Source organism: Bradyrhizobium sp. CCBAU 53340, from assembly GCF_015291645.1.
Lineage (GTDB): Bacteria > Pseudomonadota > Alphaproteobacteria > Rhizobiales > Xanthobacteraceae > Bradyrhizobium.
In genome coordinates, this window is record NZ_CP030055.1 from 1525166 (window position 1) to 1551726 (window position 26561).

At 63.5% G+C, this 26561-nt stretch carries 28 protein-coding genes; 23 read left to right on the forward strand and 5 right to left on the reverse strand.

Going from position 1 to position 26561, the window contains the following annotated elements; translation table 11 throughout:
• The first annotated feature begins 38 nt into the window (after nucleotides 1–38).
• The 13 genes from XH89_RS07185 to XH89_RS07245 all read left to right on the forward strand — a co-directional run bounded on the left by XH89_RS07185 (nucleotide 39) and on the right by XH89_RS07245 (nucleotide 10191).
• Entirely contained in the window at nucleotides 39–1292 is a 1254-nt protein-coding gene (locus tag XH89_RS07185) for a flagellar hook protein FlgE (protein ID WP_194466402.1), read from the forward strand.
• Nucleotides 1293–1338: 46 nt separating this feature from the next.
• Nucleotides 1339–2814 carry a flagellar hook-associated protein FlgK gene (gene flgK / locus XH89_RS07190; protein ID WP_194466403.1) on the forward strand — a complete coding sequence of 492 codons (1476 nt, stop codon included), beginning with the start codon at nucleotides 1339–1341 and terminating at the stop codon, nucleotides 2812–2814.
• Between the two features lie 3 nt (nucleotides 2815–2817).
• Nucleotides 2818–3864: a flagellar hook-associated family protein gene (locus tag XH89_RS07195; RefSeq protein WP_194466404.1), complete on the forward strand. Its 1047-nt coding sequence runs from the start codon at nucleotides 2818–2820 to the stop codon at nucleotides 3862–3864.
• A gap of 42 nt (nucleotides 3865–3906) precedes the next feature.
• The gene (flaF, locus tag XH89_RS07200) at nucleotides 3907–4254 is read left to right on the forward strand and encodes a flagellar biosynthesis regulator FlaF (protein WP_194466405.1); all 348 of its coding nucleotides are present in this window, start codon (nucleotides 3907–3909) and stop codon (nucleotides 4252–4254) included.
• Nucleotides 4254–4664, forward strand: coding sequence for a flagellar biosynthesis repressor FlbT (flbT, locus tag XH89_RS07205; protein WP_194466406.1), 411 nt, complete (start codon nucleotides 4254–4256; stop codon nucleotides 4662–4664). Before flaF ends, flbT begins: the two co-directional genes overlap by 1 nt.
• A gap of 14 nt (nucleotides 4665–4678) precedes the next feature.
• Nucleotides 4679–5101 carry a flagellar hook assembly protein FlgD gene (flgD, locus tag XH89_RS07210; RefSeq protein WP_194466407.1) on the forward strand — a complete coding sequence of 141 codons (423 nt, stop codon included), beginning with the start codon at nucleotides 4679–4681 and terminating at the stop codon, nucleotides 5099–5101.
• Nucleotides 5102–5103: 2 nt separating this feature from the next.
• On the forward strand, nucleotides 5104–5370 hold the full coding sequence (gene fliQ, locus XH89_RS07215) for a flagellar biosynthesis protein FliQ (RefSeq protein WP_194466408.1): 267 nt from the start codon (nucleotides 5104–5106) through the stop codon (nucleotides 5368–5370).
• Nucleotides 5371–5449: 79 nt separating this feature from the next.
• Entirely contained in the window at nucleotides 5450–7531 is a 2082-nt protein-coding gene (gene flhA, locus XH89_RS07220) for a flagellar biosynthesis protein FlhA (protein WP_194466409.1), read from the forward strand.
• On the forward strand, nucleotides 7528–8280 hold the full coding sequence (gene fliR / locus XH89_RS07225) for a flagellar biosynthesis protein FliR (protein ID WP_194466410.1): 753 nt from the start codon (nucleotides 7528–7530) through the stop codon (nucleotides 8278–8280). Before flhA ends, fliR begins: the two co-directional genes overlap by 4 nt.
• Before the next feature lie 5 nt (nucleotides 8281–8285).
• On the forward strand, nucleotides 8286–8705 hold the full coding sequence (locus tag XH89_RS07230) for a hypothetical protein (protein WP_194468393.1): 420 nt from the start codon (nucleotides 8286–8288) through the stop codon (nucleotides 8703–8705).
• A complete protein-coding gene (locus tag XH89_RS07235; protein ID WP_194466411.1) occupies nucleotides 8702–9187 on the forward strand; it encodes a rod-binding protein in 486 nt (161 codons plus the stop codon). Before XH89_RS07230 ends, XH89_RS07235 begins: the two co-directional genes overlap by 4 nt.
• A gap of 24 nt (nucleotides 9188–9211) precedes the next feature.
• A complete protein-coding gene (locus XH89_RS07240; RefSeq protein ID WP_194466412.1) occupies nucleotides 9212–9736 on the forward strand; it encodes a flagellar biosynthesis protein FlgN in 525 nt (174 codons plus the stop codon).
• Nucleotides 9733–10191 carry a hypothetical protein gene (locus XH89_RS07245; protein WP_194466413.1) on the forward strand — a complete coding sequence of 153 codons (459 nt, stop codon included), beginning with the start codon at nucleotides 9733–9735 and terminating at the stop codon, nucleotides 10189–10191. Before XH89_RS07240 ends, XH89_RS07245 begins: the two co-directional genes overlap by 4 nt.
• Before the next feature lie 121 nt (nucleotides 10192–10312).
• On the opposite strand, the gene XH89_RS07250 is transcribed toward XH89_RS07245, so the two are convergent.
• Nucleotides 10313–11083 carry a response regulator transcription factor gene (locus tag XH89_RS07250; RefSeq protein ID WP_194466414.1) on the reverse strand — a complete coding sequence of 257 codons (771 nt, stop codon included), beginning with the start codon at nucleotides 11081–11083 and terminating at the stop codon, nucleotides 10313–10315.
• A gap of 810 nt (nucleotides 11084–11893) precedes the next feature.
• Between XH89_RS07250 and XH89_RS07255 the strand changes: the two genes are divergently transcribed.
• Nucleotides 11894–12838, forward strand: a complete 945-nt coding sequence (locus XH89_RS07255) for a hypothetical protein (RefSeq protein WP_194466415.1) — start codon at nucleotides 11894–11896, stop codon at nucleotides 12836–12838.
• A 13-nt stretch (nucleotides 12839–12851) separates the two neighbouring features.
• On the opposite strand, the gene XH89_RS07260 is transcribed toward XH89_RS07255, so the two are convergent.
• Nucleotides 12852–13430, reverse strand: coding sequence for a MarR family winged helix-turn-helix transcriptional regulator (locus XH89_RS07260; protein ID WP_194466416.1), 579 nt, complete (start codon nucleotides 13428–13430; stop codon nucleotides 12852–12854).
• A gap of 539 nt (nucleotides 13431–13969) precedes the next feature.
• Here XH89_RS07260 and XH89_RS07265 point away from each other — a divergent pair.
• Nucleotides 13970–15196 (forward strand): MFS transporter, encoded by a 1227-nt coding sequence (locus XH89_RS07265; RefSeq protein ID WP_246767876.1) that lies wholly within the window; start codon nucleotides 13970–13972, stop codon nucleotides 15194–15196.
• A 113-nt stretch (nucleotides 15197–15309) separates the two neighbouring features.
• On the forward strand, nucleotides 15310–16197 hold the full coding sequence (locus XH89_RS07270; RefSeq protein ID WP_194466418.1) for a dienelactone hydrolase family protein: 888 nt from the start codon (nucleotides 15310–15312) through the stop codon (nucleotides 16195–16197).
• 40 nt (nucleotides 16198–16237) lie between these two features.
• Here the strand turns inward: XH89_RS07270 and XH89_RS07275 are convergent, their stop codons facing one another.
• On the reverse strand, nucleotides 16238–17095 hold the full coding sequence (locus XH89_RS07275) for an SDR family oxidoreductase (RefSeq protein WP_194466419.1): 858 nt from the start codon (nucleotides 17093–17095) through the stop codon (nucleotides 16238–16240).
• Between the two features lie 148 nt (nucleotides 17096–17243).
• Here XH89_RS07275 and XH89_RS07280 point away from each other — a divergent pair, with 148 nt between their 5' ends.
• A complete protein-coding gene (locus XH89_RS07280; RefSeq protein WP_194466420.1) occupies nucleotides 17244–17990 on the forward strand; it encodes an HAD family hydrolase in 747 nt (248 codons plus the stop codon).
• A gap of 13 nt (nucleotides 17991–18003) precedes the next feature.
• On the opposite strand, the gene XH89_RS07285 is transcribed toward XH89_RS07280, so the two are convergent.
• Entirely contained in the window at nucleotides 18004–18411 is a 408-nt protein-coding gene (locus tag XH89_RS07285; protein WP_194466421.1) for a nuclear transport factor 2 family protein, read from the reverse strand.
• Between the two features lie 89 nt (nucleotides 18412–18500).
• Nucleotides 18501–19982: a mannitol dehydrogenase family protein gene (locus tag XH89_RS07290; protein WP_194466422.1), complete on the reverse strand. Its 1482-nt coding sequence runs from the start codon at nucleotides 19980–19982 to the stop codon at nucleotides 18501–18503.
• 145 nt (nucleotides 19983–20127) lie between these two features.
• Here XH89_RS07290 and XH89_RS07295 point away from each other — a divergent pair, with 145 nt between their 5' ends.
• The 6 genes from XH89_RS07295 to uxuA all read left to right on the forward strand — a co-directional run bounded on the left by XH89_RS07295 (nucleotide 20128) and on the right by uxuA (nucleotide 26479).
• Nucleotides 20128–20922 carry a FadR/GntR family transcriptional regulator gene (locus tag XH89_RS07295; protein WP_194466423.1) on the forward strand — a complete coding sequence of 265 codons (795 nt, stop codon included), beginning with the start codon at nucleotides 20128–20130 and terminating at the stop codon, nucleotides 20920–20922.
• Between the two features lie 87 nt (nucleotides 20923–21009).
• Nucleotides 21010–21969, forward strand: a complete 960-nt coding sequence (locus XH89_RS07300; protein WP_194468394.1) for a sialic acid TRAP transporter substrate-binding protein SiaP — start codon at nucleotides 21010–21012, stop codon at nucleotides 21967–21969.
• 212 nt (nucleotides 21970–22181) lie between these two features.
• Nucleotides 22182–22760, forward strand: coding sequence for a TRAP transporter small permease (locus XH89_RS07305; protein ID WP_194466424.1), 579 nt, complete (start codon nucleotides 22182–22184; stop codon nucleotides 22758–22760).
• 4 nt (nucleotides 22761–22764) lie between these two features.
• The gene (locus tag XH89_RS07310; protein ID WP_194466425.1) at nucleotides 22765–24171 is read left to right on the forward strand and encodes a TRAP transporter large permease; all 1407 of its coding nucleotides are present in this window, start codon (nucleotides 22765–22767) and stop codon (nucleotides 24169–24171) included.
• The gene (locus XH89_RS07315) at nucleotides 24168–25217 is read left to right on the forward strand and encodes an L-idonate 5-dehydrogenase (protein WP_194466426.1); all 1050 of its coding nucleotides are present in this window, start codon (nucleotides 24168–24170) and stop codon (nucleotides 25215–25217) included. Before XH89_RS07310 ends, XH89_RS07315 begins: the two co-directional genes overlap by 4 nt.
• 74 nt (nucleotides 25218–25291) lie before the next feature.
• Entirely contained in the window at nucleotides 25292–26479 is a 1188-nt protein-coding gene (gene uxuA / locus XH89_RS07320) for a mannonate dehydratase (protein ID WP_194468395.1), read from the forward strand.
• The last annotated feature ends 82 nt before the right edge of the window (nucleotides 26480–26561 follow it).

Consider the following 26561-nt stretch of genomic DNA (forward strand, 5'->3'; position numbering starts at 1 on the left):
CCCCATTGTAATTCCAATCTGCGAAAGGAGCCCACTACATGAGCCTGTATGGTGTTATGCGCACCGGCGTTTCCGGGATGAATGCGCAATCCAACAAGCTGTCGACGGTCTCGGACAACATCGCGAACGTCAACACGGTCGGCTACAAGCGGGCTTCGACGGAATTCTCCTCACTGATCCTGAAGAGCGGCTCCGGCAATTACGATTCCGGCGCGGTCGAGACCACGGTCCGCTACGCCATCACCGATCCCGGTAACCTCCAGTTCACGACCTCGACGACGGACCTTGCGGTCCAGGGCAACGGCTTCTTCGTGGTGCAGGACGCCAACGGCAACAACTTCCTCACGCGTGCCGGCTCGTTCGTGCCTGACAGCACCGGCAATCTCGTCAACACCGCCGGCTTCCAGTTGATGGGCTATAACATCCAGAATGGCGCCGCACCCAGTGTTGCTGCCAACGGCTTCGGCGGCCTCCAGGTGATCAACGTCAACAAGATGGCGTTGCAGGCCGCGCCGTCGACCTTGGCCACCGTTGCTGCCAATCTGGATCCGAGCGCCGCGATCGTTGCTGCGCCCGCCGCGGCGGCTGGTCCAGGAAACTACACGTCGAAGACGTCGATGGTGACCTACGACAACATCGGCAATCCGGTGACGCTCGACGTCTACGCCGCCAAGACCGCCGCGAACACCTGGGACATCGAGGTCTACAACGGCGCAGCCGCGCTGACGAGCGGTCCCTCTGCCGCGACCACGTTCAAGTTCGACGTGAGTTCGACCGGAAAAGGCAAGCTGGACCTTGTGGGTCCGCCGCCGAGCGCGACGTCGCTCACGGTCGCCATTCCCGGCGGATCTGGCACGTTCAAGATCGACATGTCGGCCATGACGCAGGTCGCCTCGAGCTTCGACTTCAAGGCGACCGTCGACGGCAATGCACCGTCCGCCGTCGACAAGGTCAACATCGACAGCAAGGGCGTGGTCACCGCGGTGCTCAAGAACGGCACCCAGTTGCCGAGCTTCCAGATCGCGCTCGCGACAGTGCCGAGCCCGGACCATCTGACGCCCGAGGTTGGCAACGTCTATTCGCCAAACCTGGATTCCGGAAACGTGCAGGTGGGCCTCGCCGGCCAGGGTGGTCTCGGAACCATTCAGTCGGGCGCGTTGGAAGACTCCAACGTCGATCTCGCGAACGAATTGACCTCGATGATCGAGGCCCAGCGCGGCTTCACCGCGAATTCGAAATCGTTCCAGACCGGCGCCGATCTACTCGACGTCGTTGTCAACCTGAAGCGCTGAGTCTCTCAGCGCCGATTCCGGGCAAGAGAACGTTCAAGAGCACGCCATGTCCATTACCTCGGCCCTCGACTCCGCCCGCTCCTCGCTCATGGCGTCGGGCATCCAGTCGTCGACCATTTCGCGCAACATCGCCGGAGCCAGTACAGCCGGCTATTCGCGCAAGATCGCCGTGCTGGACAATCTTCCCGGTGCCGGCGTCTATGTGGCGGCGATCCAGCGGGCCGCTTCGTCAGGCCTCTACAGCAACGTCCTGACCGCGACCTCCGCTGCTGCCACGCAGAGCGCGATCTATGACGGTCTTCAGAAGATCGCCTCTGCCACGGTGGACGATCCGCAGCTCGACCAGTCGCCCACGGCGCAGCTGAATGCGCTGAAGCAGGCGTTGCAGCAATATGCCAACGCGCCTGACAACACCACGTTGGCGCAGGCAGCCGTCACGTCCGCGAAGGACATGGCGACCGCGCTCAACCAGGCAACCCAGACCGTGCAGTCGGTCCGCGAGGGCGCGGATGCCGACATCAATATCTCGGTCCAGAACATCAACCAGCTGCTCTCCCAGTTTCAGGCCGTCAATACGGCGATCGTGAAGGGGACGATCGCCGGCGACGATGTGACCGATTATCTCGACCAGCGCGACAGTATCGTTTCGAAGCTGTCCCAGGAGGTCGGCGTCACGATGTCGATCCGCACCAACGGCGATGCCGCGCTCTACACCGACAGCGGCGTGGTGTTGTTCGACAAGACGGCGCGGACGGTGAGCTTCGCCCCGACCACCTCCTACTCGGCGAGCATCTCGGGTAACGCGGTCTTTATCGACGGCGTACCCGTGACCGGCGCCAATTCGGTGATGCCGATCAAGTCCGGCAAGCTCGCCGGTCTCGCCCAATTGCGCGACAACGACACGGTCACCTATCAGAGTCAGCTCGACGAAATCGCTCGCGGCCTGATCAATGCCTTCAAGGAAAGCGATCAATCGGGCGCGGCGCTGCCCGACGTTCCCGGGCTTTTCACCTACCCCGGCGCGCCGGCAATGCCGGCAAGCGCGACGGTCTCGGTGGGACTGGCCGGAACAATTTCTGTTGCTGCATCGGTCGATCCGAAGCTGGGCGGCAACCCAAATCTGCTGCGCGACGGCGCGATCAGCGGCAACGTCGCCTACAAATACAATACCGCCGGCAACGGCGGCTATTCGGTTCGGCTTCAGCAGCTCATCGGCAATATGGATGCGTCGCAGCCGTTCGACGCGACCACGCAAGGCAAGCCGAACGGCAGCCTGATCGACTATGCGTCGTCGTCGACGAGCTGGATCGAGAACCAACGCAAGACCGCCAACGACAACTCGCAGTACCAGAACACGCTGCTCACCCGCAGCACGACGGCGCTGTCGAACGTCAACGGCGTCAACATGGACGACGAGATGTCATTGATGCTCCAGGTCGAGCGCACCTATTCGGCATCGTCGAAGATCATCACGACCGTCGACCAGATGTTGCAGAGCCTGCTGGCAGCCGTGGGGAATTAAGTCATGATGAGCGCAAACTACATTTCCACCCTGATGCTGTCCTCGTCATTGAGGTACTCGATCACGAACAATCAGGCCGCGCTGAGCAAGGCGTCGACGGAGGCGACCACCGGCCGCTTCGCCGATGTCGGCCTCGAACTCGGAGCCACGACGGGCGGCGACGTCACCCTGCGGGCGGACCTGAGCTTCGCCGATCAGCTGGTCGATACCAACGGGCTCGTCGCGGGACGCCTGGACGTGACCCAGGACCGCATCACCCAGCTCAGCTCGACCGCGACGGACTTTCTCAAGGACCTGATCGCGGCCCGCAGCACCGACGGCGGCGGACGGATCATCCTGCCGCCCGCGTCCTCCAACCTGCAGGATCTGATCGGCGCGCTGAACATTTCCTACAACGGCTCGTACCTGTTCTCGGGCATCAATACGCAGACCCAGCCGATCACGGCTTACACAGCCGGCTCGGCCAGCAAGAACCAGGTCGATAGTGATTTCCTTTCGACTTTCGGCTTCTCGCAATCCTCGGCTAGCGTGAGCAGCATTACTCCGGCCCAGATGCAGACGTTCCTCAACACCAGCTTCGATGCGGAGTTCACAAGCCCGGCCTGGAACGCCAACTGGTCGTCGGCCACCGACCAGGTCATGCAGAGTCGCATCTCCACGACCGAGATTGCCGATACGTCAGTGAGCGCCAACCAGATCGGCTTCCGCAAGCTGGCCGAGGCCTACACCATGATGGCCGATCTCGGCAACGCGAACCTCAATCAATCGACGTTCCAGGTCGTGGTGGACAAGGCCATAGGCCTCGTCGGCAGCGCGATCACCGACCTCGCGACGCTCGGCGGCGACGTCGGCACGGTTCAGCAGCGGATCACCACCGCGACCGACAAGCTCAAGACCCAGAAGGACATCCTGAACAATCAGATCGTCGGCATGGAGAAGGTCGATTCGGCGGAAGCGGCGACACGCGTCAATGCACTGCAGACCCAGATCCAGACGGCGCTCGCGCTCACCTCCCAGCTCCAGAAGATCAGCCTCATCAACTATCTCTGAGCCTTTTCATTTTCCTGCTAATTCCTGCGCAGAGTTGTCCGGATGACGTTTGAAGCCTATGAGACGGTCGTTGAAGATAGTGGTTACGAGGCGCGGGGGCGCGAGCGTCAAGCGCTCAGTCTCGGTATCGACCGGCTGGAGCGGCTCCAGAAGGAGCAGCGCTTCAATATGGAGGATCAGGTCCAGAGCCTGCTCTATGTCCGGCGGCTGTGGACCATCTTCATCGAGGATCTTGCGCATCCCGAGAACGGGCTGCCCGAGCAGCTGCGCGCCGACATCATCTCGATCGGCTTGTGGGTGGTCAAGGAAGCGGATCGCCTGCGCGAAGAAAAGTCGAACGACGTGATGCAACTCGTCGAAATCAACCGCCTGATCCGAGACGCGCTTTAATGAAGATCTCCTTGCGGGCCGGCGAACGGGTCTACATCAACGGCGCGGTGCTGCGCGTGGACCGCAAGGTCTCGCTCGAGCTCGTCAATGACGTGATGTTCCTGCTCGAAGGGCAGGTGATGCAGGCCTCCGATGCCACTACGGCGATGCGCCAGCTCTATTTCATCGTCCAGCTGATGCTGATGAACCCGACGGATATCGCTGCCGCCGCCTCGCTCTATGCGCAGCATCACGCCGCGCTGCTCGCGGTGTGTGAGAACCGCGAGATGCTGGACGGGCTCGCCGCGATCGACGAGATGGTCGGCGGGACCCGCTATTTCGAGGCGCTCAAGCGGATCCGGGCGCTGTTTCCCCTGGAGCAGGCGATCCTGGCCGGCGCCACCACGGAATCCCCAATCAAGGCTGCCTGACAGCGGAGAGCTACATGAACGTCACCAGCGCGACCGATAGCACGAGCACCAGTTCGACCAGCTCGAGTTCGTCTACGTCGGGCACGTCGAGCACGGGCGTCGACTACAATACCTTCCTCCAGCTTCTCATCGCCGAGATGAAGAACCAGGATCCGACCAATCCGATGGATACGTCGCAATATATGAGCCAGTTCGCGCAGCTGTCGTCGGTCGAGCAGGCGATGCAGACCAATACGAAGCTGGATTCGCTGCTGTCGTCCCAGTCGTTGTCGCAGGCGGACGGGCTGATCGGAAAGACCGTCAGCTTCGCCGATTCGACCGGAGCGACCTTCACCGGCAAGGTCGCGTCGATCTCCATCAACAACAACGGGTCCGTCGCGACACTCCAGGACGGCACCAAGGTTGCGGTCGGCCCTGGCCTCACGATCAGCGGCTAACCATGAACGAGCGGGATGCCCTCGACATCGTCCAGGCGGCGATCTGGACCATTCTCGTCGCCTGCGGACCCGCGGTCGGCGCGGCGATGCTGGTCGGCATCGCCATTGCGCTGATCCAGGCCCTGACCCAGATCCAGGAAGCGACGCTGACCTTCGTTCCGAAGATCATCGTGATCCTCGTCGTCGTGGCCATCTCCGGCTCCTTCATCGGAGCGCACCTCTCCACTTTCACCGAGATGGTCTATTCGCGGATCGAGCACGGCTTCTGATCTGCCGGCATGGCCGGCCACCACCCTCGCGTAAGCTTTGCCGGGCAGATTGCGGGGCGGACCCTGCTGCCGGTGACCTATGGCCGATACGTTAGCTGCTAGCCTGCCGAACCCGCGACGCTTCGGCGCGGATGCCTTCTTCGCAGGCGGTATCGTGACCATGCTCACGATCCTGTTCCTGCCGATTCCTCCTGTATTGATCGACCTCGGCCTTGCCGTTTCGATCGCGCTGTCGGCCCTGATCCTGATGGTCGCACTGTGGATCCAGCGGCCGCTCGACTTCTCGGCTTTCCCGACCGTGCTCCTGATCGCGACGATCTTGCGGCTCGCGCTGAACATCGCGACCACCCGCCTGATCCTGTCACGCGGCGGGGAGGGCGAGCAGGCTGCAGGCCATGTGGTCGCAGGTTTCTCGAAATTCGTCATGGGCGGCGACTTCGTCATCGGCCTGATCATCTTCGCAATCCTGGTCACGGTGAACTTCGTCGTGATCACCAAGGGCGCAACGCGTATTGCGGAAGTCGGCGCCCGCTTCACCCTGGACGCCATCCCCGGCAAGCAGATGGCGATCGACGCGGATCTTTCCGCGGGTCTGATCGACGACAAGGAGGCACAGCGCCGGCGCCGCGAGCTCGAGGAAGAGAGCGCGTTCTTCGGTGCGATGGACGGCGCCTCGAAGTTCGTCCGCGGTGACGCCATTGCCGGCCTGATCATCACGGCGATCAACATTTTCGGCGGCATCATCATCGGCGTCACCCATCACGGGCTGACCTTGTCGCGCGCCGCCGACGTCTACACCAAGCTCTCCGTCGGCGACGGTCTGGTGTCGCAGATGCCGGCGCTGATCGTGTCGCTGTCTGCGGGTCTTCTGGTCTCCAAGGGCGGCACCAGGGGGTCGGCGGAGCAGGCGGTGCTGCGTCAGCTCGGCGGCTATCCGCGCGCGGTGTCGGCTGCGTCCTTGATGATGTTCGTGCTTGCCTTGATGCCGGGTCTGCCGATGCCGCCATTCGTGCTCCTGGGCGGCGTCATGGCGTTCGTCGGCTATTCGCTGCCGAGGCGGCAGGCGGCCGCGAAGCAGAAGGAAGATGCACGCAAGGCCGAAGAGCGCGCGCAGAGCGAGGCCAAGGAATCCGTCAAGGAATCGCTCAAGACCGCCGAGATCGAGCTGTCGCTGGGCAGCCATCTGTCGGTTCACCTGCTCGGTTCGCGCAACGAGCTCGCGCACCGCGTCAGCAAGATCCGCAAGAAGTTCGCCAAGCAGTACGGCTTCGTCGTTCCCGAGATCAAGCTGTCCGACAATCTGTCGATCGACCCGAAGGGATACCAGATCCGGATTCACGATACCCGTGTCGCTCATGGCGAACTCAGGATCGGCGAGATCATGGTGCTGGTGGACAAGGACGGCAAGCCGGACGTGCCGGGCGATGAGGTGATCGAACCCGCCTTCGGCATGAAGGCACTGTGGGTGACGGAAGCCTTCGTCGACGAAGTCCGGCGGCAGGGCTGCAAGCCGGTCGACAATCTGTCGGTCCTGCTCACGCATCTGAGCGAAGTGCTGAGGGCGAACCTGTCGCAGCTGCTCTCCTACAAGGACATGCGCGGACTGCTTGACCGGCTCGAGCCCGAGTACAAGCGCCTGGTCGACGATCTCTGCCCGTCGCAGATCTCCTATTCCGGCCTATTGGCGATCCTGAAGATCCTGCTGGCTGAGCGGGTATCGATCCGGAACCTGCATCTGATCCTGGAAGCGATTGCCGAGATTGCGCCTCACGTGCGTCGTTCCGAGCAGGTCGCCGAGCATGTGCGCATGCGCCTGGCCCAGCAGATCTGCGGCGATCTCTCCGACAACGGCGTGCTCAACGTCCTTCGTCTCGGCAACCGCTGGGATCTTGCGTTCCACCAGAGCCTGAAACGCGACGGCAAGGGCGACGTCGTCGAGTTCGATGCCGATCCGCGGCTGATCGAGCAGTTCGCGACCGAAGCGAGTGCCGCGATCCGGAAGTTCACGGAAGACGGCACCAGCGTGGTGCTGGCGGTGACCCCGGAAGCGCGCCCCTATGTCCGCATGATTCTGGAGCGCGTGTTTCCGACACTGCCGGTGCTGTCGCATGTGGAGGTCGCCCGCAGCGCGGAGATCCGGGCACTCGGAGGCATCTCGTGATCGCAGGGCTCACCGACAACGTGCTCGCCACGTTCATCGTGTTCTGCCGTATCGGCGCCTGCCTGATGCTCGTGCCCGGCTATTCCAGCGTGAACGTTCCGCCGCAGATCCGCCTGTTCGTCGCCCTGGTCACGACGTTCGCACTGACGCCAATCCTGCTCTCGCTCCTGAAGCCCCTCGTGGACGGCGCATCGCCCTTGACGCTGGCGCTCCTGATCGGCACTGAGCTCCTGGTCGGCAGCGTCATCGGTCTCGGCGGGCGCGTCTTCTTCCTCGCGCTCCAGACCATGCTCGCCGTGATGGCAAGCGCAATCGGGCTCAGCAGCATCCCGGGTACGCCGGTGGGCGACACCGATCCGGCGCCGCCCGTGGTGCCGCTGATCATGGCCGCCGTCACCACGCTGTTCTTCCTGACCGATCAGCACTGGCAGGTTCTGCACGGGTTGATGAACTCCTACGACGTCTGGCATCCTGGCGAGAAGCTGAGCGGCGAGATGGCGCTGAACCAGCTCGTCAGCCGCCTTACCGACGCGTTCGTGCTGACGCTGCGGATTACGAGCCCCTTCATCGTCTATTCGGTCGTCGTCAATTTTTCGGTTGGTCTCATCAACAAGCTGACGCCGGCCATACCGGTCTATTTCGTCTCGGTGCCGTTCGTCCTGTTCGGTGGCTTCCTGCTGCTCTACCTCACCAGCGACGAGTTGCTGACGCAGTTCATGCTCGGCCTGTCGTCATGGCTGGCGGGGTGACGATGATGACATCCCGGGCGGACAAGCTCAGTCGAATCGTCTCGCTGGTAAAGCTCCAGCTTCGGCTGGCCGAATGGCAGCTCGTGCAACTGCGCCAGCAGGAGCAGGCCATGCAGGAAGAGCAGGCGTGGCTGGTAGGGACTCTGAACGAGGCAAGACCGCCAGCGGGATCGTCGAGCGAGTCGATCGCGCGGCGGCTCAACAGAACGAGCGTCGGCGTGCGCCTCGTGCAGGAGCGCGCTTCGATGCAGCATGACAAGGTCCGCGCGGAGAACCGGCGCGTAAAGCAGCTCGAGGAAGTCGCAAAGGCGGCGCTCGCCGATAAGCTGCGTCAGGCCGAGCAGCGATCGCTTGAGGAAATCACGGGGACCCATGCCGCCATGCGTGACCTGATGCCGCGGCCAGCCAGCCGGAACAAGACATGATTGTAACTGCGACGTCCGACCTCGTCCTCGACGTTCTCGACGCCGCCGATCCGGTAGCGCAGCGGACGGCGACGGCAAAGCTCGAGGCGCTGAGATCGTCGGATGCCGATTTTGCTGCGACGATGGACGCTGCGGCCAGCAAGGCGGCTGATCAATCTTCCGCAGGTGCGGCCGAGGCGCAATCGGGTGTGGTGAACGGGCCGCCAGTGCAGGTGATCAAGAAGCCCGGTCCCGACGAGGTCTATCGCAAGTTCGAAGCGTTCATCCTCCAGACCTTCGTCGAGACGATGTTGCCGAAGGAGTCCGAGGAAGTATTCGGCAAGGGCACCGCCGGCGGCATCTGGAAATCGATGCTGGCCGAGCAGCTCGGCAATCAGCTGGCGAAGGGCAAGGGGATCGGAATTGCCAAGCAGCTCGCGTCCGCACATCCGGCAGGGCCGGATATGACGGGGAAGGCGGGTGATGGATCTCGGAATGGGTGACGAAGGTTGAGGGGTGAATTTGCTATGCAGGTAGAACAGAGCGCGACGGCTCCGGCGATGGAGCAGCCGGTCATGGATACAGAGGCGATGACGGAAGCTGCGCCGGGCGATGCTCTGTTGCCGGCGTTGCTGCTCGATATCGGCGCCGTCATGATCACCGACGACGCTGAAGCAGCAAGATTGGAGGCGACGCGATCCGAGGAGATCAGCGGCCTGCTGGCTGCAATTCGTCGGCTCGAAGGCATCGTGGAGGAAGAGACCACTGCACTCGCGATGGGACAGAAGGTCGACTTCGACGATTTCAGCGCCCGGAAGAGCCGCAGCATGCTGGAATTCGTCCGCCTGATGCGCGCACGGATGCATCTCGGCGTCGAGACCGAGATCACCGAGGAAATTCAGCGGCTGCGTGAGAAGCTGGAGCGAAACCGCTCCCTCCTTGAAATGCACTACGATGCGGTGCGCGAGGTCGCGACCATCATTGTCAAGGCGATCAAGGATGCCGAATCGGACGGCACCTACACGGGTCGCGCAGCGCGGGACGGAAAATGATCAAGCTCGTTCTGGCCGGTCTCTGGGTCTGCATCCTCACCGCGGGCACGAGCTATGGCGTGGCCTACTGGAAAGAGAACGGCACCCTATTGTCCGGGAAGGACGAATATCTCGATGGGCTGCAATATCAGAAGACGCGGGCGCTGAGTGTGCCCATGGTCGAGAGCGGCGCGGTTCAGGGCTATATCGTCGCGCGTTTCGTCTACACCGTGGAGGCGAAGACGATGCACCAGCTCACCGTGCCGCCCGAGCCGTTCGTCGTGGACGAAGCCTTTCGCCGGATCTACGCGGACGAGCGCCTCGATTTCAGGAAGCTCGCCCGCTACGACCTCTCCGTCCTGACTGCCGCGATCAAGCAGCGCGTCAACGAGCGGATGCAGGCCGACATCGTCCAGGACGTGCTGGTCGAGGACTTCAACTACGTCTCCAAGGAAGAATTCCAGCAGAAGCCGTAACGCGCCGGGCGGCGAGACGGCATCGGCATAACCGACATTCTGACGTCGAAATCAAATCGGCCTCTAACGGGATCTCCCCGCAGAGGCCGACGCTCGTTTTGTAAACCGTGGCTCAAGCGCCTCAGTTGCCGGCCGGGTATGCCGCCGGCGCGGCATGGGCCCGATTCAGCAGGATGCCGACCTCATCGAGATCCTGCATCGGCTCGTCGATTGCTTCGTTGGCGGGGATGTTGAGCCGGTAGCCGACGTAGCGCCGTGCCACGATGGCGTCGAAGCCGAGGCGGTCGCGGAGCTTCTTGCGCAGCTTGCTGACGTGACTCTCGATCACGCTCTCGTCGAACGTGGATTCGAAGATGCCGTAGACCGCGTTGAAGATCTGCGTCTTGGTGATCCACTTGCCGTGATTGCTGACCATATATTCGAGAATGCGCAGCTCGCGGCGGGGCAAGGTGAGGGCATGGCCCGCGATCTCGGGGTCACGGCCGTTGAAGAAGACCTGGATCCTGGTCTCGCAAGGCCTGGGCAGCTCGCCGACCCGGCGGCGCGCGATCGCGGCCGTTCGGGCCAGGATCTCACGCAGGTGGATCGGCACGTGGACGACGTCGTCGACGCCGGATTCAAACAGCTCCAGCGTGTTCTTGAGCATCTTCTGGCCGCTCATCGCGATGATCGGGGCCGCTGAGCGCTTGCGCATCGCCCGTGGCAAACTTCCGCGGGCATCGCAATCCCCCAGAAGGAAGGCATCAACGGCTGCCAAGTCCGATTCGTTGGCGGATTGCAGCCAGTCCCAGAATTCTCCGGAGGTGAAGCCGATCGACGATACGCCTTCGCGAACGAGCCCTCCTACGTAGCTGTTCGTGACGCTCTCGCGATCATCAACGATTATATACATCAGTCAGTCGCCCCTGTTTCGCACTTGCAGCGGCCGGGAGGTTTATTGTGATGCCCCGGCTCGCAGCCATGCTGTTTGACGATATTCCCTCCCGCGAACCGTTTTTACGTTTCGATATTCGCGGGCAGCCCTACGCCTTCAGTGCCTGCGTGAGCAGGCCTGTTACTTCGACTCGATACTGAACGCTTACTGCGTGAAGCCCGGCCGGTGCCTTACGGATCACCTTGCGGGGCGGGTTGAGAAAGCGACTTGGTACAGTTGCGTCACGTTGCTCATCGCGTTCGAACACTACTGAACTCAGTCGATCTCCTCGCCAACGGGCGAGAATCACTTGCTGTACACCGTAACAATTGCCGAATTCCGATCAAGCGTGCGAAACAAAGCGTTTGCTACGTGTGCTTGATGCTGTTGGTTTGTTTCCGGTTGTTTCTTTGTATTTCAGAGCGCACCAGTTGATTTGAAATTCGAACTAGTTTCGCACCGTGGTGGTTGTAAAGTTCCACATGTCCGTACAAACACAGCTATTTTGGGTAGTGTCGCCGAACCGTCACAGTGAGGGGTTTTCAACCCCGAATTGACTCTCCTGGGTGCGCACCCGCCTGCGACAATTCGACTCACATATGGCGGCGAGACTCCAGTTTGGCAAAATCTTGGCGAGTGTGTGTCTTTCGAGTCGCACTTTTGCCTCTTGCATGACTCCTCGGACCCCCGACGCATCACGCGTGACGAAGAATTTTCGACGCGCACGTTTCAGGCAAGCTTCGCCAACTAGGTTCGTTCGACAGATCGATACGAACGGAGCATTTTCAAATGTCGTCCGACGGAAAAGCGCGTCCCGCAGAAGCTGCGGATGCGTCCCCCGCGGTGAAGCCCACTCCGGAAGCGCGCGACACGAAGCTCAATAACAATGCGCGCTCCGCCAAGCCCGCGATGAGCGCGAAGCCCGCATCAGCGTCGAGCGACGAAGCTGCAGCGAAGGAAGCGCTCGAGGGATTGAAGCGTATCCGTGCCAAGGCACGCCTGGACAAGATGGCGATACCGAAGCCTGCGCCGACGGTGATCAAGCCGGCGGTGATCGTGGCCAAGCCGCCGCCGCCACGCCCGACCTGGGTCGCGCCGCTCGCGACGCTGGCGGTTGCTGCCATCCTCGTGGTTTGCGCCTGTACCGGCGTCATTGCCTATCTCACCACGCAGCCGAGCCAGACCAATGTTGCGGCCAATGCCGAGATCAGGAATCTGCGCGACACGGTCGCCCAGCTGCGCAAGCAATTGTCGGGCGTATCCGAGAACCTCGATGGTCTGCGCACGGCGGTCGATCAGTCGAGCAAAGCGACCAGCGATCGCTTCGGCCGCTTTGCCGAGAATCTGGACCGCATCGAGCGGGTGAGCTCGTCGTCGACGGCGAAGCTCGACAGGCTGGCCCAGGCCCAGGTCCAGCCGCCGGCTCCCGTGGCCGCGCAGGCGGTGTCGCCATCGCCGGCCATGCCGATGATGGCCTCGGTCACCGCGCCCGAGACCACGGGCTCGGTGTCCCCGATCGAACGCAGCTCTGCACCACGAAAGGTGGTCAAGGGCTGGTCAGTCCGCCAGGCCTATGAGGGTGTCGCGATTCTTCAGGGACCGAGCGGTGTCGTCGAGGCCGTGCTCGGCCAGCAGGTTCCGAGCCTCGGCCGAGTCGAAGAGATCAGGTACGAGAACGGCCGTCTGGTCGTCGACATCAGCGGCGGCGGCGTCGTCTATTCCGCGCGCAGGTGAGCGGCCGGCAATTCTATTGGCGGTGATGCTCGAAGCTGGTGCATAGCAGGTCGATCTCCGCCTCCGCGATCGGCGCGCGAAACAGCCGGCAGGTGAACTCGACCGTGGTCCGGTTCTCGGAGCTGGTGCGGTCCTCGCGGAGGAAGATGCATCGCCTGCAGACGTCGGTATGGTGCCGCTGCTCGGCGGCCTCCGCCTGATCGAGGACGTGTCGCAAGGTGTCGCGAAAACCGATCTTGCTGTCCTCATTGAGAACGGCAATGGCATCCACGAGGCCGCTTACGGGATCGCGCGCCAGAAACTTCTTGCCCTGCTGCGTCACGCTCAGCATCACCGAACGCTTGTCCTTGGCGGAGCGCTTCCGTTCCAGATAGCCAAGACGCTCGAGCTCGCCGATGATGAAGGAGGCGGTGCCACGCGTGGTGCCGACATAGCTCGCCAGCGCCGAAGGCGTCCGGGAGAAGCGATTGGCGCGGGAGAGGAATCGCAGTGCCATCCACTCACGGTCGCGCATGCCGTGCTTGGTGCCTTCGAACCACAGGATCCGCGCAACCTGTCCCAATAACTCAATTGTTTCACGAGCCAAATTCATATCGATGCCAGATCGGATAAAGGTCTATTCAATTGAGCCCTTGGGTGCGAAATCGCTGCGCATCGGAATGAAGCTGTCGAGCATTGCCTCGCTCGAAGCAGAAGCGATTGCCGCGCTTGAAGACGCTTCTCCGTCCTGGAGATGGAACATTCGGCAGTGGAACTAGAGCGTCACGACGAAAGTTCGAGTAAATATGACGGCTCAACTGATCTGAAAATTTCAGTCAAATGGCGCGAGCTCGCGTCGTTTGGCGGGCGATGTGCAGTCTCCGGGCAACATGATGTGTCGACGCGGCCACGATCGGGCCTGTTTGTTGCGGCGGAACGCTTCGAATTACGAGAAACCGCGCAGATCATGTCACACATGCTGGTGGGTACGCAGCGAGAGAACCCCTTTTTTCGGTTAATGGATGTTGCGACGCAGCGCGGCGAGGCGGTTAAATCAAGCACAGGTTCAGGTCAGGGAGAGTGTCGTTGGGAAACGAGCAAGCCGAACCGTTCAGCGTCAAACGCGCAGCACTGGCCGCCACCGTCGGCAACATGCTCGAGTTCTACGACTTCATCACCTACAGCTTCTTCGCGATCCAGATCGGCCACACCTTCTTTCCGACCGGAAGCGAGTACGGGAGCCTGATGCTGTCGCTGGCGACGTTCGGAGCCGGCTTCGTGACGCGGCCAATCGGCGGCATCGTGCTCGGCATCTACTCCGACCGGATCGGCCGGCGGCCAGCGATGCTGCTGAGCTTTGCCTTGATGGGCGCTGCAATCCTGACCATTACGTTCACGCCGTCGTACAATTCGATCGGCCTTGCGGCGCCGATCATCGTGATCGCGGCCCGCATGGTGCAGGGTTTTGCGCTCGGCGGCGAAGTCGGACCGACCACGGCCTATCTCATCGAGATCGCGCCGCCCGAGCATCGAGCGCTGGTGGTGGCATGGCAGCCTGCGAGCCAGGAAATCGCTGCGACGACCGGGGCGCTCGTGGGCGTCATTCTCAGCAAGATCATGGCGCCGGAGATGCTGGACCTCTATGGCTGGCGCGTGGCGTTTCTGATCGGCGCGGTTTGTCTGCCGTTCGGTGTCTGGATGCGCCGGACCTTGCCGGAGACGATCCCGCAGGCTGAAGCCGGCGTCACAGTGGAAGAAAGCACGAGTCATCTCTCCCTGGCCCGTCGCCACACCGGGCTGATCGTGCTGGCGCTGATGATTCTGGCCAGCGGCACCATCTCGACCTATGTGACGCAATACATGACGACCTATGCGCAGAACACGTTGCATGTCTCCTCGACATTGGCCTTTGCCGTCTCGCTGGTCAGCAACGGCATCCAGTTTGCCGGCGCGCTGGTCGGCGGCTGGCTCGCCGATCGTCTCGGCCGCAAGCCGGTGATGGTCTGGCCGCAGCTCGCGATGCTGCTGCTGACCTATCCGGTCTTCCTCTGGATCGTTCATGCACCCGGCATGCTGTCGCTGCTGGCCGGCTTCGGCGTGCTCTCCGTCATTGGCTCGCTGCCCTTCACCGCGTTCTACGCGACGTTCACCGAGGCATTGCCCCAGAACATCCGCGGTGGCGTATTCGCCACCGTCTACGCGGTTGCCATCGCGAGCTTCGGCGGTACCGCGCAGCTCGTGGTGACATGGTTGCTCCATGTCACGGGCGATCCGCTGGCGCCGGCCTGGTACCTGCTGCTCGCGGCGGTCGTTGGACTGGCCGCGATGAGTCTGATGCCGGAAACTGCGCCGGTGAAACGGCGTAGGCGTCGGGTCTGAAGGGCCCTGCGCTCGCACGCTGGTGATTTGCGTTTCGCCGGCAATTATTGGCGAATGCGCCGCCTGAAGGATCAGGACAAGACGCCGGGGCGAGGCATCAGAAGGATCAACCGATGAGTATCGACACCACCTTCACGTCCGACGTCGTAGGGCTGATCAAGCCGCCCCCGGTATCGCGCCGCGGGTTTATGAGTGCGACCGCGGCCGTCGCCGCCGGCTATACGCTTGCGGCAGGTCCCGTCCGCGCCGAGGTGATCACCACCGACACCAGTGGCCTTCAGGCGGGCGATGCCAAGATCAAGGTCGGTTCCGAAGAGATGCCGGCCTATTTCGCGCGCCCCGCGGGCAACGCCAAGGCGCCGGTGATCATCGTGGCAATGGAGATCTTCGGCCTGCACGAATACATCAAGGATGTGACGCGGCGCCTCGCCAAGCTCGGCGCCTTCGCCGTCGCGCCAGACTATTATTTCCGCAAGGGCGCCGATCTCACCAAGATCACCGAGATCAAGGACCTGCTGCAGATCGTCGATGCCAAGCCTGATGCCGAGCTGCTCTCCGATCTGGACGCGACGGTGGCCTGGGCAGGATCGCAAGGCGGCGATACCACGAAGCTCGGTATCATCGGCTTCTGCCGCGGCGGGCGTACCGTCTGGGAATATGCCGCGCATAGCGGCACGCTCAAGGCCGGCGTCGCCTTCTATGGTCCGCCGGTCGATTCGCCCAATCCGCTGTGGCCGAAGAGCCCGATGCAGCTCGCGCCCGAAATGAAGGCCCCGGTGCTCGGCCTCTATGGCGGCGCCGACACCGGCATTCCGGTCGCGCAGGTCAAGCGGCTCAAGGCGGCGCTCGAGCAGAACAAGAAGACCGCCGAGTTCAAGATCTATCCGGAAGCGCCGCACGGCTTCCATGCCGACTATCGCAGCAGCTATCGCAAGGACGCCGCGGAAGATGGCTGGAAGCAGGCGCAGGCCTGGTTCAAGAAATATGGCGTGTTGAGCTGACGTTGGACATCAAGGGGCGGCTGATCGACCGCCCTTTGTCTTAAGGCGAAAGCTTCGCCTCTCCCGCGCGCCGCAGCGCATCGAGGCCGTGCCGATAGGTCGGATAGGCCAGCGTGACGCCGAGTTCTCGCTTCAGTCGCGCGTTGGAGACGCGGGCGCTGCTGGCATAGAAGCTGCGCGCCATCGTCGACATCTCGGCGGTCGCGAAGGCTTCTTCGGCCGGCGGCGCAATGCCCATCAGCTGCGCGGCATAGCTGATCACGTCCTGCGGCGGCGCGGGCTCGTCGTCGCAGACGTTCCAGGTGCCGCCCCCGCCATGGTTGATCGCGGCCATGATCGCGCTCGCGATGTCGTCGACATGAATGCGGTTGAAGACCTGGCCGGGCTTGATGATGCGGCGTGCGGTACCGCTGCGTAGCGTCACCAGCGCGTTGCGGCCGGGGCCGTAGATGCCGGCAAGCCGCAGGATCGCGATATTGCCACGGGCCGTGTCGGTCCAGGCCTGCTCTGCCGCGACCCGCAGCCGCGCGCGGTCGAGGGAAGATTGCGGCGGCGTGCTCTCGTCGACCCATCCGCCGGCGTGATCGCCGTAGACGCCGATGGTGGAGAGATAGACCACCTTGCGGCGACCGGCGGCCACCACATCGCCGAGCGCTGCGAGTGCGGGATCTCCGCTGCTGCCCGGTGGGATCGATATCAGGAGGACGTCAGCGTCGCTGATGCGCTGGACCGTCGCGCCGGCCGGACGGCTGTCGGAAAGGCCATGCAGCTCGATCCCGGCAAGATCATCCCGCTTGGCGGGATCGCGGACCGTGCCGGCGATATGCGAGAAGCTGCCGCCGAACCTGCGGACGAAATGCCGGGCGCTATAACCGAGGCCGAGGATGAAGAGCCGCATGCGTCTGCCGTGCCGGGTTCGAGTTCCAGATCGCGCGAAGCCCGCGCGTCCTCGCTCATAAGAGATTTTTGGGGCCGGCAAAAGATATTGCGATTTTACTCGCCGGCCGCTGCAGGCGATGGTCGCTCGTGACAGGGAGGCGTCGACCATGCAGGCAGAAACGATCGCGCCAGCGGATGCGGCGGAGCTGATCCGAAACGCTGCCGCGCTGATCTTCGATGTCGACGGCACCCTGGCCGAGACGGAGGAGCTGCATCGGCGCGCTTTCAACCTCGCCTTCGCCCGTCACGGTCTCGACTGGCAGTGGGACCGTGCCGTCTACAAGGACCTGCTGCGGGTGACCGGCGGCAAGGAGCGCATTCGTGCCTACCACACCAGGCAATGGATCGCGCCGCCCTTGTCGGACGCTGATATCGCCGAACTGCACAGCATCAAGACCGCACACTACGCCGAGCTGGTCGAGACCGGTTGCTGCGCCTTGCGGCCCGGCGTGGCGGAACTGCTCACGGCGGCAAAGGCGCGCGGCCAGCGGCTTGCGATCGCGACCACCACTTCGCACGGCAATATCGAGGCGCTGCTGTCGCGGGCGCTGGGAGCACAATGGGCCGCGGCTTTCGACGCGATCGTGGCCGGCGATGATGTCAGGGACAAGAAGCCGGCACCCGACGTCTATCTCGAGATCCTGGCGCGGCTGAAGCTTCAACCGTCCGACTGCGTCGCGATCGAGGATTCCGCCAACGGGCTGGTCGCGGCCTCGCGGGCCAGCATTCCCGTGCTCATCACCCGCAGCATGTACTTCCGCGATGATGACTTCCGGGACGCCCGGTTCGTGCTGGATGACCTGTCGGACCTCGCCATCGAACCGAAAATCTCAAAACAACCCCATGCACAGTAGAGCGCCGTCGCGGTCAGTGCACCCGGTGGCTCGCTCTATCGTCCTCAGCCTGCTCGACAATCTGTGCAATCGGGCTCGACTGGTGGTGCACCAGGCGCCAGTCGTCGCCGACGCGGCGAAAATGGTTGGCGGCGGCGAGCGCGGTGCCGTCGACGATCTCGATGCAAAGCACGCGGGCACTGTCGCCGTCGACGATCGCCTGCGGCTCGGCGCAGACGATCTGCGGTCGTTCCGGGTTCTGCAGGATGTCGCGCCAGCTTCCGATCACCGTGGCATGGCCGACGATCGCAGGCCAGCCGGGATGAATGCAGGAAATGGCGTCGTCATCCGCCCACATCCGTTTCATGCCGTCAAAATCGCCCGTCGAAAAGGCGGCGTAGAAAGCTGCGTTCGCGGCGATGACCTTGCTGTCCTTTGCCATGCCTCTCGGGTGGGGCAACGGCAGGCAAAAATCAAGCGCGACTTCAGTCCGACTTTGAACGCAGTGCAGCATCGCTGCCCACTTTCTGGTCACGCCGAAACCAGCGTCTCCACCGCGCGCCGCGCCCCGTCCTTGTAGAGACGTCCGAGCGCCGCAGTCACGGCCTCGCGCAGGCGCGGATCGGCACCGAGCGGCCCGAACACCTTGGTCACGCCGAGCAATGCGGGCGCGAGCCGTTCCGCGACTGGGCCGGCCTCACGCGCCAGGCTTGCGAACTCGCCTGCGAGGGGATCGCGCACGTCGATCGCGCGACCCTGCTCGTCGAGCGCGGTGACGTAGCGCATCCAGCCGGCCACCGCGAGCGCATGCGTCGCGATCGGCAGGCCCCTGGCGAGGCGATCCTGCATCGCGCCGAGCAGGCGTTGCGGCAGCTTTTGCGAGCCGTCCATCGCGATCTGCCAGGTGCGATGATGCAGCGCCGGATTGGCGAAGCGCTCGAGCAGCGAGGCGCGATAGGCGGCAAGGTCGGTGCCTGATGGCATCGTCAGCGTTACCGCGGCTTCTTCCATCACCTGCGCGGCGAGGCGCGCGAAATGCGGATCGACCATCGTGTCGGCGATGGTCTTGTAGCCGGCGAGATAGCCGAGATAGGCGAGCGCCGAATGGCTGGCGTTGAGCAGCCGCAGCTTCATCAGCTCGAACGGCTTGACGTCGGTGACGAGTTCAACGCCCGCGGCCGCGAGATCCGGGCGGCCCGCGCAGAAGCGATCCTCGACCACCCATTGCGTGAATGGCTCGGTCATCACAGGCCAGGCGTCGCGCATCCCGAGCGCTGCAGCGACCGCTTCACGGTCTGCATCCGTTGTCTCAGGCACGATGCGGTCGACCATGGTGCAGGGGAAGGCGACGACATCGGCGATCCACTTGCCGAGGTCCTTCGAGCGAAGCGCGGCGAACTGCGTCACGATCCGCTGCACGGTGTGGCCGTTGGCGGCGAGATTGTCGCAGCACAGCACGGTGAAAGGTTGAAGGCCAAGCGCCCGCCGACGTGCCAGCGCCGCCACGATGAAGCCCGGTGCCGAGCGCGGCGCGTCAAGATTGTTCAGGTCGTGCACGACGTCAGCATGCCGCTCGTCGAGATCGCCGGTCTGCGGCGTGTGGCAATAGCCCTTCTCGGTGACCGTGAGCGAGACGATGCGAATGGCACGATCGGCCATCCGCTCGACCAGCGCAGCCGGCTTCTCGCGGGCGACGACACTGTCGAGCAGTGCGCCGATGACGCGATGCTCGGTGCCTTCGGCGGCGCGCACGGCGACGGTGTAAAGGTGATCCTGCGGGGCGAGGGCGTCACGCGTCGCGGGGCTGCGCAGGCTCGCGCCGACAATGCCCCAGGAACTGGCCGATGACGTGGATCCCGCCGCAAGGCAATCATCGACGACGACAGCCTGATGGGCGCGGTGAAACGCGCCAAGACCGAGATGCACGATGCCTGGAGTGACGCGCGAACGGTCATAGGCCGGGCGGCGGATGCGAGGCGCCAGCCGGTCGAGATTGGCGCTCATAAGGCGCATGGACGTCTCCCTCTGCTTTGCCGCTGCTTGACATGGCGGCCATATCAGGTCAATGCTCCGGTCAATTGGTAAGACCAATTTTCCAAAATTGGCGGGCCGCCGGGCTGGAAAGCCGTCTTGGCGCGACCCTTTCGGGGAGGCCAGCGTGCCGCTGGAAGCTGTGGAGGCGAGACGGCTCTATCGCCAGGTCGCCGATCAATTGCGAAGCCTGATCGACAGCGGCGAGTACGCGGTCGGCAGCCGTTTGCCGACCGAGCGCGAGCTCGCCGATCAGCTCAAGGTCTCGCGGCCGACGGTGCGCGAAGCCCTGATCGCGCTCGAGGTGGAGGGGCGCGTCCGCATCCGCGTCGGGTCCGGCATCTATGTGACCGAGCCTGCCGACGCCACGCCGGTTCCTTCAGCCGTCATCGAAGGTCCGTTCGAGCTGCTGCGTGCCCGCGAATTCCTGGAAAGCGCCATTGCCGAGCAGGCCGCGCGGGTGGCGACCAAGGATGACATCGCCCGCATCGACGCGGCCCTCGACGCGATGGAGAATGTCGAACATCCCGGCGAGGCCTCGATGGTCCATGATCGCGCTTTCCATGTCGCGATCGCCGGCTGTCTCGGCAATGCCGTGCTGGTGCGCGTGGTCGGCGAGCTGTTCGATCAGCGCCTCAATCCCTATTTCGCGCAGCTTGCACATTATTTCGAGAATCCGGGCACTTGGCGTACTGCGCTCGACGAGCATCGGGCCGTGCGCGACGCCATTGCGGCGCGCCGGCCAATGACCGCTCACGACGCCATGCGCGACCACCTTGCGCATTCGCAGGAGCGCTTTGCGCAGAACTTTGGCGCTGAGACAGGCGCAGGGGCGCCGGTGGCGCGATCCGCGGCCGCGCCGGCGAAACCAAAGCGAGCGTCAAACAAAGCCGCCAAGAGCAGCGGCGGCCGACGACGATGAGATTGGGCGACCCGCCCCGATTCCAGGGCGGGTGAACAAGAAGCAGACTTAGTCAGTGGAGGATATTCAGTGTTGAAGAAAACGACGATGGTTCTGGCGATGTCGGTCGCCGCAATGTTTGCGACCACCGGGGCCGGCATGGCGCAGACCAAGCTGAAATGGGCCCATGTCTACGAGACCTCGGAGCCGTTCCACACCGCATCGGTGTGGGCCGCGCAGGAGATCGGCAAGCGCACCAACGGGCGCTACCAGATCGACGTCTATCCGGCCTCGCAGCTCGGCAAGGAAGCCGACATCAACCAGGGGCTCTCGCTCGGCTCGGTCGATATCATCATCTCCGGCTCGAGCTTCGCGGCCAAGAGCTTCCCGCCGATCGGCGTGACTTATTATCCCTACACCTTCCGCGACGCCGATCATCTGCTGGCCTACACCAAGAGCGACATCTTCAAGGAGCTCGCCAAGGGCTATGAAGAGAAGAGCGGCCACCACATCGTCGCGGTGACCTATTACGGCGTGCGCCAGACCTCGTCGAACAAGCCGATCAAGACCTGCGCCGACATGAAGGGCCTGAAGATGCGCGTGCCCGACGTGCCGGCCTACCTTGCGATGCCGCGCGCCTGCGGCGCCAACACCGCGCCGATCGCGTTCGCCGAAGTCTATCTCGCACTCCAGAACGGCACGGTCGAGGCACAGGAGAACCCGCTGACCACGATCGAGGCCAAGAAGTTCTACGAGGTGCAGAAGCACATCGTGCTGACCGGCCATATCGTCGACCACCTCAATACGGTGATCGCGGGCGCGCTCTGGAAGAAGCTCAGCGACGAGGACAAGAAGATCTTCACCGACGTCGCTCAGGAAGCCGCGGCCAAGGCGACCGAGGAGATCAAGCAGAACGAGGCCAAGCTAGTCGCCTTCTTCAAGGAGAAGGGCCTGACCGTGACCGAGGTCGACAAGAACGAATTCCGCGACGCCGTTCTCAAGAACGTTCCGTTCGAGACCTTCGGCTATCGCAAAGCCGACTGGGAGCGGATCCAGGCGGTGAAATAAGCAAGATCCTCGTGGTGAGGAGCGCGGAACGCGCGTCTCGAACCATGAAGGCCCGGGTGTCGCTCAGGCGTCGCCCGGGGCCATCCTTCGAGACGCTTGCTTTGCAAGCTCCTCAGGATGAGGAGCGGAGTTCGCAGAACTAGGTCGTCGTCCGGGATCGGCTCTTCCAGCCACCCCGGACCGACGATGGAACGGTTTGAGGGAGTAACACCATGTCGACCGCCGAAATACACCGGCAGATCACCGGGGAGGAGATCGCCCATACCTTCGAGGAGGAGGCGACGCCGAAGGTCGATCTCGGCATCTACGCCTTCGAGGATTGGGTGGCGCTGGCGATCTTCTGGGTGATGGCGCTCGCCGTCTTCCTCCAGTTCTTCACCCGCTACGTGCTCAACGACAGCTACGCCTGGACCGAGGAGATCGCGACCTACTGCCTGATCGGCGTGGTCTTCATCGGTGCCTCGATGTGCGTGCGGCTGTCGCGGCACATCCAGGTCGATCTGATCTACCGCTATCTGCCTGGTGTCGTCGCGCGCACGCTGTCCACATTGATCGACCTGATCCGGATCGTCTTCTTCGGCTACGCCATCAAGCTGGTCTGGGTCTACATCCAGATCATTGGCGATGAGTCCATGACCACGATCAACTTTCCCAAGAACTACGTCTATTACGCGGTGCTGGCAGGCTTCGTGCTGATGTTCGCGCGCTCGCTGCAGGTCGCCCTGCAGCATCTGCGGCAGGGCTATTCGATCCTCGAACGCCCCGGCGCCTACGACGGTTTTGAAGGGTAATCTCATGCTGCTGTTGCTTGGCGGTTTTCTCATCCTGATGCTGCTCGGCGTTCCCGTGGCGATTGCCATGGCCGCGTCCTCGCTGCTCTACATCCTGGTCAGCGGCGTGACGCCCGACGTCACGCTCGCGCAGCGCATGATCGCGGGCGTCGAGAGCTTTCCGCTGCTCGCCGTGCCGTTCTTCATCCTGGCCGGCAATCTCATGAACATCGCCGGCGTCACCGGACGCATCTACAAATTCGCGGTCGCGCTTGTGGGGTGGATGCGCGGCGGTCTCGGCCACGTCAACATCATCGGTTCCGTGATCTTCTCCGGCATGTCCGGCACCGCGATCGCGGATGCCGCCGGTCTCGGCACCATCGAGATCAAGGCGATGAAGGACCACGGCTACACCACCGAGTTCTCGGTCGGCGTCACCGCGGCCTCGGCCACGCTCGGGCCGATCATTCCGCCGTCGCTGCCCTTCGTGATCTACGGCATGATGGCCAACGTCTCGATCGGTGCGCTGTTCTTGGGCGGCGTCATTCCCGGCATCGTCATGACGCTGCTGATGATGGCCACCGTCACCTATTTCGCGCACCGGAACAAATGGGGCAGCGATACGCCGTTCTCCTGGTCGCAGCTCGGCTCGGCCGGCCTCGAAATCGTCATCGTGTTCTCGTTCCCGCTGGCGATCTGGCTGATGGTGCTGGCCGGGATGTCGACCAACCTGGCCGTCGTCATCGGGCTCGGCGCGCTGCTCGCGATCGACTGGTACTTCGACTTCTCGGCGGTGATGGCGCTGATGGCGCCCGTCATCCTGATCGGCGGCATGACGCTCGGCTGGTTCACGCCGACCGAAGCCGCCGTCGCGGCGGTGATCTGGTCGCTGTTTCTCGGCCTCGTGCGCTACCGCACCATGACCTTGAAGACCGTGGCGAAGGCGACCTTCGACACCATCGAGACCACAGCCTCGGTCCTCTTCATCGTCACCGCAGCCTCGATCTTCGCCTGGCTGCTGACGGTGTCGCAGGCGGCCCAGCTGCTCTCGGACTGGATGCTCAGCATCACCCACAACAAATGGGTGTTCCTGGCGCTCGCCAACGTGTTGATCCTGTTCGTCGGCTGCTTCATCGACACCACGGCCGCGATCACCATTCTGGTGCCGATCCTGCTGCCGATCGTGCTCAAGCTCGGGATCGACCCGATCCATTTCGGCTTGATCATGACGCTGAACCTGATGATCGGCCTGTTGCACCCGCCGCTCGGCATGGTGCTGTTCGTGCTCGCGCGCGTGGCAAAGCTCTCGGTCGAGCGAACGACGGTGGCGATCCTGCCTTGGCTGGTGCCGCTGCTGCTCGCGTTGATCGCGATCACCTACATTCCCGACCTGACCCTCTGGCTGCCGAAATACATGGGACTCTCCAAATGACCTCGACCTTTCTCGCCGCAACGCTGTTCGGGCCCGAAGATCTGCGCATGGTGGAGCATCCGCTTCCCAAGCTCACCGAGGGCATGGTCCGCATCCGCTTCGGTGCCGGCGGCATCTGCGGCTCGGACATGCACTACTTCCGTCACGCCCGGACCGGCGACTTCGTGGTGAAGTCGCCGCTGGTGCTTGGTCATGAGATCTCGGGCGAGGTCGTGGAGATCGCGGGCTCCGCGGCGAGCCTGAAGATCGGCGACCGCGTCGCTGTCAATCCGTCGCGCTGGTGCGGCCATTGCGGCGCCTGCCGTGAGGGCCGGCAGAACCTCTGCGAGAACATCTACTTCATGGGCTCGGCGTCGAAGACGCCGCACATGCAGGGCGGCTTTGCGAACTATTTCGACGCGGTGCCCGCGCAGTGCGTCAAGATTCCCGATCATGTCTCCTACCAGGCCGCTGCGCTGGCCGAGCCGCTCGCGGTCTGCCTGCACGCGGTGGCACGTGCCGGCAACATCGAGGGCAAGCGCGGCATCATCTTCGGTGCCGGCCCGATCGGGCTGCTGACCATGCTGGCCGCGCGTCGCGCCGGGATGGCGGACATTACGGTGGCCGACATCGCGCCGGCGCCGCTCGCCTTCGCGACACGGCTCGGCGCCTCGCATGTCGAGAACGTGTCCAGCGGCGAAGAGGGCCTGAAAGCGCAGGCCGCCGCGCGCCCCTACGATGTTGCGTTCGAGGTCTCGGGCACGGCTGCGGGTCTTGCCAGTGCGATCGGGATCGTGCGGCGCGGCGGCGTGGTGGTGCAGATCGGCAATCTGCCGGGCGGCCAAATTCCGACGCCGTCGAACGCGGTGATGGCCAAGGAGATCGACCTGCGCGGCTCGTTCCGCTTCGGCCTCGAATTCATGACGGCGGTGGAACTGATCGGCGCCGGCAGCGTCGACGTGCTGTCGCTGGTCACCGCCGAGCGGCCGCTGTCGACCGCGCCGGATGCGCTGCGGCTGGCGCTCGACCGCTCGCAGAGCGTCAAGGTCGTGCTGACCGCAAATTGACTTTTGTTTGACGCGTTTTCTTCACGCGAACCGGTATCTACTTCGCTCGAAAACGCTTTGGGAGAGAGCCCATGATGCTCGAAGGGTGGCGCTGGTACGGGCCCGATGATCCTGTCTCGCTCGACGATGTCCGCCAGGCCGGGGCGACGGACATTGTCTCGGCGTTGCATCAGGTGCCGATCGGGGAGGCCTGGACGCGCAAGGCGGTCGAGGAACGCAAGAACTTCATCGAGAACGGCCAGCCGGGCCGCTCGCAATTGACTTGGTCGGTGGTGGAATCGATTCCGATCCCCGACGACGTCAAGCGTCTCGGGGGCCAGGCAACGAAGTCCATCGAGGCGTGGATCGCGAGCCTGGAGGCCGTCGCCGCCTCCGGCATCAAGATCATCTGCTACAACTTCATGCCTGTGGTCGACTGGTGCCGCACTGACCTTGAATGGGAGCTGCCGAACGGCGCCCGCGCCATGCGCTTCGACCAGGATCGCTTTGCGGCATTCGAGCTGCATATTCTGAAGCGGCCGGCCGCGGTTCAGGAATACTCGCCTGAGCAGCAGGCGCGTGCGAAAGCGCTGTTCGAGAAGATGAGCCAGGCCGACATCGACTATCTCGTCATGGTGATCGCCAGTGCGCTGCCGGGCTCGACCACCGAGCCGATGACGATCCCGCAATTCCGCGACCGGCTGGAGACTTATCGCGACATCACGCCAAAAATCCTGCGGCGGCATCTGGCTGAATTTCTCGCGCGCGCGACGCCGGTTGCCGAGCAGCTCGGCGTGTCGCTGACGCTGCATCCGGACGACCCGCCGCGACCCCTGTTCGGCCTGCCGCGCATTGCCTCTTCGGCCGACGACTATCAGGCGCTGTTCGATGCCGTGCCGTCGAAGGCCAACGGCATCTGCCTGTGCACCGGCTCGCTCGGCGTGCGGCCTGAGAATAATCTGCCCGAAATGGCCGAACGTTTCGGCCCGCGCATTGCCTTTGCGCATCTGCGCGCCACCAAGCGCGAGGCCGATGGCTTGTCCTTCCACGAGTCCGACCATCTCGACGGCGACGTCGACATGGTCGCGGTGCTCAAGGCGCTGCTGAAGGAGAACGCGCGGCGGTCACCGGACAACAGGATCGTGTTCCGCCCCGATCACGGGCACCGCATGCTGGACGATCTCGCCGCCACCAAGCGCACCAATCCCGGCTACACCGCAATCGGCCGCCTGCGCGGCCTTGCGGAGCTGCGCGGTGCGATCAGGGCGATCGGGCATCGGTGAGGGGGACAAAGCTCCATCCACGTCGTCATTGCGAGGAGCCGTTGTGACGAAGCAATGACCCGGAGGCTTGTCGCAGGTATGA

What these genes read in the sequence shown, in the direction of transcription:
- XH89_RS07265 (WP_246767876.1), top strand. Translation starts at nt 13,970, where the DNA reads ATGCTCGAGTTCTACGACTTCATCACCTACAGCTTCTTCGCGATCCAG.
- XH89_RS07260 (WP_194466416.1), bottom strand. Translation starts at nt 13,430, where the DNA reads ATGAATTTGGCTCGTGAAACAATTGAGTTATTGGGACAGGTTGCGCGG.
- XH89_RS07230 (WP_194468393.1), top strand. Translation starts at nt 8,286, where the DNA reads ATGACATCCCGGGCGGACAAGCTCAGTCGAATCGTCTCGCTGGTAAAG.
- XH89_RS07280 (WP_194466420.1), top strand. Translation starts at nt 17,244, where the DNA reads ATGCAGGCAGAAACGATCGCGCCAGCGGATGCGGCGGAGCTGATCCGA.
- XH89_RS07275 (WP_194466419.1), bottom strand. Translation starts at nt 17,095, where the DNA reads ATGCGGCTCTTCATCCTCGGCCTCGGTTATAGCGCCCGGCATTTCGTC.
- XH89_RS07185 (WP_194466402.1), top strand. Translation starts at nt 39, where the DNA reads ATGAGCCTGTATGGTGTTATGCGCACCGGCGTTTCCGGGATGAATGCG.
- XH89_RS07270 (WP_194466418.1), top strand. Translation starts at nt 15,310, where the DNA reads ATGAGTATCGACACCACCTTCACGTCCGACGTCGTAGGGCTGATCAAG.
- uxuA (WP_194468395.1), top strand. Translation starts at nt 25,292, where the DNA reads ATGCTCGAAGGGTGGCGCTGGTACGGGCCCGATGATCCTGTCTCGCTC.
- XH89_RS07310 (WP_194466425.1), top strand. Translation starts at nt 22,765, where the DNA reads ATGCTGCTGTTGCTTGGCGGTTTTCTCATCCTGATGCTGCTCGGCGTT.
- XH89_RS07300 (WP_194468394.1), top strand. Translation starts at nt 21,010, where the DNA reads ATGGTTCTGGCGATGTCGGTCGCCGCAATGTTTGCGACCACCGGGGCC.
- XH89_RS07290 (WP_194466422.1), bottom strand. Translation starts at nt 19,982, where the DNA reads ATGCGCCTTATGAGCGCCAATCTCGACCGGCTGGCGCCTCGCATCCGC.
- XH89_RS07315 (WP_194466426.1), top strand. Translation starts at nt 24,168, where the DNA reads ATGACCTCGACCTTTCTCGCCGCAACGCTGTTCGGGCCCGAAGATCTG.
- XH89_RS07250 (WP_194466414.1), bottom strand. Translation starts at nt 11,083, where the DNA reads ATGTATATAATCGTTGATGATCGCGAGAGCGTCACGAACAGCTACGTA.
- XH89_RS07285 (WP_194466421.1), bottom strand. Translation starts at nt 18,411, where the DNA reads ATGGCAAAGGACAGCAAGGTCATCGCCGCGAACGCAGCTTTCTACGCC.
- XH89_RS07255 (WP_194466415.1), top strand. Translation starts at nt 11,894, where the DNA reads ATGTCGTCCGACGGAAAAGCGCGTCCCGCAGAAGCTGCGGATGCGTCC.
- XH89_RS07195 (WP_194466404.1), top strand. Translation starts at nt 2,818, where the DNA reads ATGATGAGCGCAAACTACATTTCCACCCTGATGCTGTCCTCGTCATTG.
- XH89_RS07235 (WP_194466411.1), top strand. Translation starts at nt 8,702, where the DNA reads ATGATTGTAACTGCGACGTCCGACCTCGTCCTCGACGTTCTCGACGCC.
- fliQ (WP_194466408.1), top strand. Translation starts at nt 5,104, where the DNA reads ATGAACGAGCGGGATGCCCTCGACATCGTCCAGGCGGCGATCTGGACC.
- XH89_RS07305 (WP_194466424.1), top strand. Translation starts at nt 22,182, where the DNA reads ATGTCGACCGCCGAAATACACCGGCAGATCACCGGGGAGGAGATCGCC.
- XH89_RS07240 (WP_194466412.1), top strand. Translation starts at nt 9,212, where the DNA reads ATGCAGGTAGAACAGAGCGCGACGGCTCCGGCGATGGAGCAGCCGGTC.
- flgK (WP_194466403.1), top strand. Translation starts at nt 1,339, where the DNA reads ATGTCCATTACCTCGGCCCTCGACTCCGCCCGCTCCTCGCTCATGGCG.
- XH89_RS07245 (WP_194466413.1), top strand. Translation starts at nt 9,733, where the DNA reads ATGATCAAGCTCGTTCTGGCCGGTCTCTGGGTCTGCATCCTCACCGCG.
- flgD (WP_194466407.1), top strand. Translation starts at nt 4,679, where the DNA reads ATGAACGTCACCAGCGCGACCGATAGCACGAGCACCAGTTCGACCAGC.
- flbT (WP_194466406.1), top strand. Translation starts at nt 4,254, where the DNA reads ATGAAGATCTCCTTGCGGGCCGGCGAACGGGTCTACATCAACGGCGCG.
- flaF (WP_194466405.1), top strand. Translation starts at nt 3,907, where the DNA reads ATGACGTTTGAAGCCTATGAGACGGTCGTTGAAGATAGTGGTTACGAG.
- flhA (WP_194466409.1), top strand. Translation starts at nt 5,450, where the DNA reads ATGGCCGATACGTTAGCTGCTAGCCTGCCGAACCCGCGACGCTTCGGC.